The 7,503-nt window shown below is 42.4% G+C and carries 6 protein-coding genes; 2 read left to right on the top strand and 4 right to left on the bottom strand.

The features are described from left to right. Positions 1 to 42 precede the first annotated feature (42 nt). Positions 43 to 2,100, bottom strand: coding sequence for an HD family phosphohydrolase (locus ACMJ0U_RS04995; RefSeq protein ID WP_417128573.1), 2,058 nt, complete (start codon positions 2,098 to 2,100; stop codon positions 43 to 45). Between the two features lie 85 nt (positions 2,101 to 2,185). Between ACMJ0U_RS04995 and gltX the strand changes: the two genes are divergently transcribed. Next, positions 2,186 to 3,703 carry a glutamate--tRNA ligase gene (gltX, locus tag ACMJ0U_RS04990; RefSeq protein WP_417128571.1) on the top strand — a complete coding sequence of 506 codons (1,518 nt, stop codon included), beginning with the start codon at positions 2,186 to 2,188 and terminating at the stop codon, positions 3,701 to 3,703. Positions 3,704 to 3,711: 8 nt separating this feature from the next. After that, on the top strand, positions 3,712 to 4,932 hold the full coding sequence (locus ACMJ0U_RS04985) for a 3-deoxy-D-manno-octulosonic acid transferase (RefSeq protein WP_417128570.1): 1,221 nt from the start codon (positions 3,712 to 3,714) through the stop codon (positions 4,930 to 4,932). Between the two features lie 89 nt (positions 4,933 to 5,021). Here the strand turns inward: ACMJ0U_RS04985 and ACMJ0U_RS04980 are convergent, their stop codons facing one another. Genes ACMJ0U_RS04980 through ACMJ0U_RS04970 form a run of 3 tightly spaced genes read right to left on the bottom strand, consistent with a single transcriptional unit; the run spans position 5,022 to position 7,136 of the window. Next, positions 5,022 to 5,402 (bottom strand): GntR family transcriptional regulator, encoded by a 381-nt coding sequence (locus ACMJ0U_RS04980; protein ID WP_417128568.1) that lies wholly within the window; start codon positions 5,400 to 5,402, stop codon positions 5,022 to 5,024. Continuing rightward, the gene (locus ACMJ0U_RS04975; RefSeq protein ID WP_417128567.1) at positions 5,399 to 6,286 is read right to left on the bottom strand and encodes a hypothetical protein; all 888 of its coding nucleotides are present in this window, start codon (positions 6,284 to 6,286) and stop codon (positions 5,399 to 5,401) included. The genes ACMJ0U_RS04980 and ACMJ0U_RS04975 overlap by 4 nt, the downstream gene beginning before the upstream one ends. A 10-nt stretch (positions 6,287 to 6,296) precedes the next feature. Further along, a complete protein-coding gene (locus ACMJ0U_RS04970; protein WP_417128566.1) occupies positions 6,297 to 7,136 on the bottom strand; it encodes an ATP-binding cassette domain-containing protein in 840 nt (279 codons plus the stop codon). Between the last annotated feature and the right edge of the window lie 367 nt (positions 7,137 to 7,503).

Raw genomic sequence — 7,503 nt, 5'->3', positions numbered from 1 at the left:
AAGAACAGAGATTCTGTGGCTTTCTTGTCTTTGTTAGTCAATCTATTTCTTCAGTTCCGGATAACTAATGCGAGTATGATACATGGTTTTCAACTTTTCCTTAAACACCGCTTTCACGGTAGCTATGTCCTTAAATGTAATCGGACATTCTTTGAAATACCCGTCCTGTACCTGACTATCGATAATTTTTTCTACCAAAGCAGAAATACTTTCTTCTGTATACTCAGACAAACTTCGCGAAGCAGCTTCTACTGAATCAGCCATCATTAGGATAGCCTGTTCTTTTGTAAAAGGATTTGGACCCGGATAACGGAAGGCCTCCTTATCCACCTCTTCTCCAGGATGCTCGTTCTGATAGGAGATATAGAAATACTTGGTTAAACCCTTCCCATGATGCGTACAAATAAAATCTTTTATCACCTGTGGTAAATCATGCTTATCAGCCAGTCTCATACCATCAGTCACATGGCTTATAACAACTTGTGCACTCTGTTTATAACCTAACTGATCATGAGGATTCATACCTGACTGATTTTCGGTAAAGAAAGCAGGGTTCAGCATTTTTCCGATATCATGATACATGGCTCCCGTACGTACCAGCTGACTGTTAGCTCCGATACGGTTGGCAGTCGCAGCAGTTAAATTTGCCAATTGAAGGGAATGCTGGAACGTGCCAGGTGCCACTTCCGACATTTCACGCATCAATTTATTATTGATATTGGATAACTCTACTAAGGTTACATTCGAAGTAAACCCGAACATCTTTTCCAAGATAAACAATAAAGGATAGGTAAAAAGCAACAACATGCCGTTAATAATAAAATTGACATACATGTGCGTACTTAACTGTGCCACATCACTGACATGTATCAAATCGAGCGCCAAATACATCAACGCATACGTACAAGCCACTACCAATGCACTACGCAACAACTGCGAGCGTTGTGACAGTTCTCTCAAACTATAGATACCAGCCATACCGGCCGCAGTCTGCAACAATATAAACTCATGCGGCGTACGAAGACATATCGAACAAAGCAAAATGGTTATAATATGGGCAACAAATGCCGTTCGCGAGTCCAGGAAAATACGAATGATCAAAGGTATCATGGCAAATGGAACAATGTAAACACTCATAAATGCATGTTCCACCATGACAGAAGACAGCACTGGAAAAGCTACAATGATGACAAAGAGCAAAGCCAATGTCCGGTGCTTTTCATAATAGTCATTCCGGAACAAATCCAGATAAATCATAAAGCAACCTATCAGCAGAGCCACAAAAAGCGTTTGTCCAAGCAAGGTAAGACGCTTTTCTGCTACTGTCTCACTCCGCTTGTTCCACTCTCGTTCCAATGATTTCAGGATATTATATGTATGGGCGTCAATTATCTCTCCACGGTCTATGATTTTTTGTCCATTCATTACAAAACCGTTAGCCCATGACAAATCGGAAAGTAAATCTTGCTTTGCAACCTCCGATTTGGAAGCATCATAAGAAAGGTTTGGAGCAATGTATTCATTCAGATTGCACCGCTGTAGCAATGCCCGCTGATAATGCACGGTATCTGAATAAATCAATGTTTCGTATGCCGTCTTAAAACTATAAAGACTGCTCACTTCCATCTGGTTTGCAGTATTCTTGTCTACCAACTGAATGGAACGTACACTGTCTTTGCGTAACTTTTCCCAATCATTCGGAGCCATAACCCCTTTCTCATACACTAATTTCAATAACCGCTCAATATGATGCTGATACGCTGGAGCGGGGATAATACGGTGCAAGCTATCAGTATAGGCCTTTTTGAACTGCTGAATCATGCGGTCAGCCACCGTCTTGTCCATCTGATAATACGGACTATACAAACGCATGATGCTGTCTTGTTCCCGCTGCACTTCAGAATCATCTTTATAAATGGGGAAATCGAACGAAGCCTGAAGCAAGCCGTATTTCCAAGGCTTATTAATGTCAAATTGATAATTAAAACGCCCCTCGCGCGGCAAGAAATAGACAATCACACATACTGTTACCACGAAAATGGCCAGCTTATATAACAGTCCTTTATAAGAAAACGGTTTCTCGGTTTGTAAACTTTTCATGCTAAAAAGATATTTTGCGTGCAAAATAAGAAAAAAACGGGAAATTTAGATTAATTTTGCAGCGTATTTTTAGATAAAAACCACAATGTCAGAAAGAAAAGTAAGAGTCCGTTTTGCACCAAGTCCCACCGGTGCATTGCATATCGGCGGCGTACGTACCGCTTTGTACAATTATCTGTTTGCTCGTCAGCATGGCGGGGAACTGATTTTCCGTATTGAAGATACTGACTCACACCGTTTCGTTCCGGGTGCTGAGGAATACATTATCGAGTCATTCAAATGGTTAGGCATCCAGTTTGACGAGGGTGTCAGCTTTGGAGGGAACTATGGTCCGTACCGCCAGTCAGAACGCCGTGACATTTACAAGAAATATGTACAGGTGTTGCTCGATAACGGAAAGGCTTACATCGCTTTTGATACACCGGAAGAACTGGAAGCTAAACGTCAGGAAATTCCGAATTTCCAGTATGATGCTTCTACACGTACTTCCATGCGCAACTCACTGACTCTTCCGAAAGAGGAAGTGGACAAGCTGATTGCAGAAGGCAAACAGTATGTAGTCCGTTTCAAGATTGAACCGAATGAAGACGTACATGTACACGACCTGATTCGTGGAGAGGTCGTTATCAACTCTTCTATCCTCGACGATAAAGTGTTATATAAATCAGCTGATGAACTGCCTACTTACCACCTGGCGAACATCGTTGACGACCACCTGATGGAAGTGTCACATGTAATCCGTGGAGAAGAGTGGTTGCCTTCAGCTCCGTTGCACGTACTGCTGTACCGTGCTTTCGGCTGGAAAGATACAATGCCTGAATTCGCTCACCTGCCATTGTTGTTGAAACCGGACGGGAACGGTAAACTGAGCAAGCGCGACGGTGACCGTTTGGGATTCCCTGTATTCCCATTGGAATGGCATGATCCGAAAACTGGAGAAGTTTCTTCTGGATACCGTGAATCAGGCTACCTGCCGGAAGCGGTTATCAACTTCCTGGCTTTGTTAGGATGGAATCCGGGTAACGACCAGGAAATCATGTCAATGGATGAGCTCATCAAATTGTTCGACCTGCATCGCTGTAGCAAAGCGGGTGCAAAGTTTGACTATGAAAAGGGAAAATGGTTCAACCATGAATATATCCTGATGAAGAGTGACGAAGAAATCGCACAGTTGTTCATGCCGATTCTGAAAGAGCACGGCATCGAGGCACCGATGGACAAAGTAGTTACCGTAGTCGGACTGATGAAAGGCCGTGTAAGTTTTATCAAGGAATTGTGGGATACTTGCAAATTCTTCTTCGTAGCTCCAACAGAATATGATGAAAAGACAGTGAAGAAACGCTGGAAAGAAGATTCTGCTGAACGCATGACCGAACTGGCTGCACTGCTGGAATCATTGGACGATTTCTCACTGGCACACCAGGAAGAAGTAGTCATGAAGTGGATTGAAGATAAAGGATATCACTTGGGTAACATCATGAATGCTTTCCGACTGACATTAGTAGGGGAAGGCAAAGGTCCTCACATGTTTGACATCTCGGCCGTATTAGGAAAAGAAGAAACAGTGGCTCGCATGCGCCGTGCAGTAGAGGTTCTCAAATAAGCTAAGACATGATTTATAATCTTATCATCGCTCTTTATACAAGTGCAGTCAGACTAGCTGCACTTTTTAATAAGAAAGTGTCGTTGATGGTCAAAGGGGAAAAAGAGGCTTTCGGCGTACTGGAGAAACAGATTGTCCGCGGAGAAAAATACCTGTGGTTTCACGCAGCTTCTTTAGGGGAGTTTGAACAAGGACGTCCGCTGATAGAAGAAATCCGGAAAACCTGTCCGCAGTACAAGATTCTTCAGACATTTTTTTCTCCTTCCGGATATGAAGTGCGAAAGAACTATAAAGGAGCCGATATTGTCTGCTATCTTCCGCTGGACACACCGGGCAACGTAAAGCGTTTCCTGGATCTGGCCCAGCCTTATATGGCCTTCTTTATTAAATATGAATTTTGGCAGAACTACTTGAACGAACTCCAACGACGGAATATTCCGGTTTACAGTGTTTCATCCATTTTCCGGAAGGAACAGATTTTCTTCCGGTGGTATGGGAAAAGCTATCGCAAGGTTCTTCGCACCTTTACGCACTTGTTTGTACAAGATGAAGCTTCTGTAAAGCTGCTGGAGTCTATTGGTATTACCAATACAACGATAGTAGGTGATACACGCTTTGACCGGGTATTGGAAATCTGCCATCAGGCTAAAGAACTTCCATTGGTAGAAAAATTCAAAGGAAACCATACCGCCTTTGTAGCAGGAAGTTCTTGGGGACCGGATGAGGATATTTTCATTCCTTATCTCAATGCACATCCGGAGGTAAAGCTGATCATTGCACCGCACGTCATTGATGAAAGCCATTTGAAGGAAATCACCGGCAAGTTGAACCGTACCGTAGTACGCTATACACAGGCTACGGAAGAAAAGGTGAAAGAAGCCGATTGCCTGTTGATTGACTGTTTCGGTTTACTGTCTTCTATCTACCGTTATGGAGAAATTGCCTACATCGGAGGTGGATTCGGCGTAGGTATCCACAATGTACTGGAAGCTGCTGTGTACGGCATGCCGGTCATCTTCGGTCCCAACAACAAACGGTTCCGTGAAGCCCAAGGTTTGCTTCAATGCAAGGGCGGCTTTGAAATACAAGGAGCAGAGGACTTCAAGAAGATTATGGACAACTTCCTGAATAATTATGAAGCCTTGGATAAAGCGGGAAAGAAAGCCGGAAACTATGTACGGGACAATGCCGGCGCATTGGAAAAGATTATGCATACAGTAACTTTATAAGTTGCAGCATCATACAATAAAACGGATCTGAAGCAAAGAGAATCTATCCCTCTTACTTCAGATCCGTTTTCATTATTATCTTCTACTGTTTATTCCTGAGACTTCATCCGTTCTTTCTTATAGTTCTCAAATAATTCAGATAAAGTTTCCATCGGAATATGCAGCAAATACATTTCCTTAAATACATCGGGTAATACTTGCTGGAGGAAAGTAGCCTTCCGAAGTTCAATAATCTTCCGGGCAGCTCCAGTTGTCACAAAATATCCCAAACCTCGCTTATTGTAAATAATACCCTGTGTCTGCAGATAATCATACGTACGAACCACCGTATTCGCATTTACCTCCACTAACCCTGCATATTCTCGTACCGACAGGATACGCCCTTCTTCCTCATACACATCCTGAAGGATCTCATCCATGATACGGTCGGCTATCTGCAAATAAATCGGTTTATTCTCTTTAAAAGTCATAAGCGCCATAGTTTTCGTTTAACAACTTCCGAACGAGTAAACAGCCGATAAGACATCCACCAGTTGAACACAGTAAATAGAAAAAAGACAACTGAAACAATGGTCAATAATCTATTTACAGTTTGTGGAGTGTCTTGATAGTGTTCCTGCATCCAGTCTGAAAAGCGAGCTAAAAAGCCTCCTTCTGCTAAATTCGCAAACAAGATTCCTCCTAAAATAGTTACAGCCAAACAAGTCCCTATTGTTTTCAGAAAAGGATGTTTGTACCAAAAACTGCCTCCCAAGATAAAAAGTGAATGATGCCACAAGCAGAATATCCATACAAGTAGCTGCATCAGCCACCAAGAATAAACAGGTTCCCCTGTTGCGTCTACCGAAGCATGAGCCCACCTCATGGAAAATACTTCCACTAACATCGGCTGGCTATATACGGCCGGTAAATCAAACAAAGGTAGCAACAAATAATGGGTAAGTTCCAAAGCCAGCAAGGCAACCAGAATCATCAACACAGTACCTATTGTCACAAACAAAGCACGAGAAAAGAACTTCTCCAATTTCGTAGCCGGCAGCAATAAATAAGAAATACGTTTCTCCTTATTATCCATACACTTCATGATTCGGGAAGCATAAAATATCATCGCCACACTAACCACCATACCAATTATCCCTAACATATTGCCGCAAAAGCGTTCGAAAGAATAAACCTCCGGAAACGGATAATCTTTACCTGTCCATTTTTCCGCTTGCCATAAAAATCCTAACATCGGGAAAAAGCAGGCTGCAAAAATACCCAGTAAACCATAAAGGTTACTTTTCCAGTTCTCTATCAAATCGCGTCGCATGATATGCTGTACGCGTGTCATACTAAAAGTTGTCTCCATCATGTCGTGTCATTTATTTATCTTTAAAAATCGCTTGTATTTTCTCACGTTCCGTCAGCAAAGCATTAAACAGAAGTTCCAGGTTCAACGGGCTCTCTTCTCCCGCAAGATTGGGCCATATCACACTGTTCCCATGTACGGATGGCTGTACAAAAAGTGCGTCATCCGTCGGTTCATTCATGCCCTGCTCCGCAAACAACAGTTTATCTGTAATGTCTACTACCGAGCGGTTCAGCAACACCTCATTCCCATCAATCACTACCACCTGGTCCAGCAAACGGTCAATATCCCGTACCTGATGAGTAGATACCACTACCGATTTCTCTTCCGTCATTCCTGAAGCTATTACTTTCCGGAATTGACTTTTAGAAGGAATGTCCAATCCGTTGGTCGGTTCATCCATCAGAAGCAAGGAGGTATTGGCTGCCAGCGCAAAACACATATAAGCCTTTTTCTTCTGCCCCATAGACAACTCTCCCAAATGAATGTCCTCATTCAAATCAAAATCGGCCAGACATGTCCGCAACAACTCCTGGCTGAAACGGGGATAAAACGGTGCATTCACTTTCACAAACTGCTGTAAGCTTAAATTGGGTAAAGTGAATTCTTCCGGAACCAAATACATATCCTCCAGGGTTACCGGTAGACGCTTTTGTACATCTACCCCTTTCATCCATACAAAACCACTTTGTGGACGTAACAAACCACTCATCAAATAAAGTAAAGTAGATTTTCCGGTTCCATTCTTTCCCAAGAGACCAATTACCTTTCCAGCTTCCATTTCCAATGAGAAATCTTGAAAAACGGAAGCTTTCTTTCCATAACTGAAGGTTAAACCTTCGATTTTTATCATAGACGTGTTCATGTTGTAAATAAATTGTATTAGTGTATTAGCTTATTAGTACACTGCAAATGTAATTCTTTTTCTTTAATCTGCAAGCATCAACAAAACTTTTAACAGATAAAATGAATTATCTCCAACAGTTTTAATTCTTAGAATTACAGGAATAGAAGTTATCAACCCGATGATTCAGACTCATGTTCCCCAAAACAAGTTCTTTTCCAAAGGGATTTTCGCCCGTTCTGAGCGCATCCCGAAGCTTCCGATAAAGAATGATTCTCCTTTTCGGAGAAAACGTCTCCTGCCGCATTTCTGAGAGCCGTCCGGGTGAGCGGTAAAGAAACAAAGGACAGCAAAGGGGAAAAAGAAAGGAAAGCGA

The organism is Phocaeicola sp. (assembly GCF_048170425.1).
Lineage (GTDB): Bacteria > Bacteroidota > Bacteroidia > Bacteroidales > Bacteroidaceae > Phocaeicola.
Note: the sequence above shows the minus strand (reverse complement) of the source record. Positions and strands in the feature narration are given on the sequence as shown.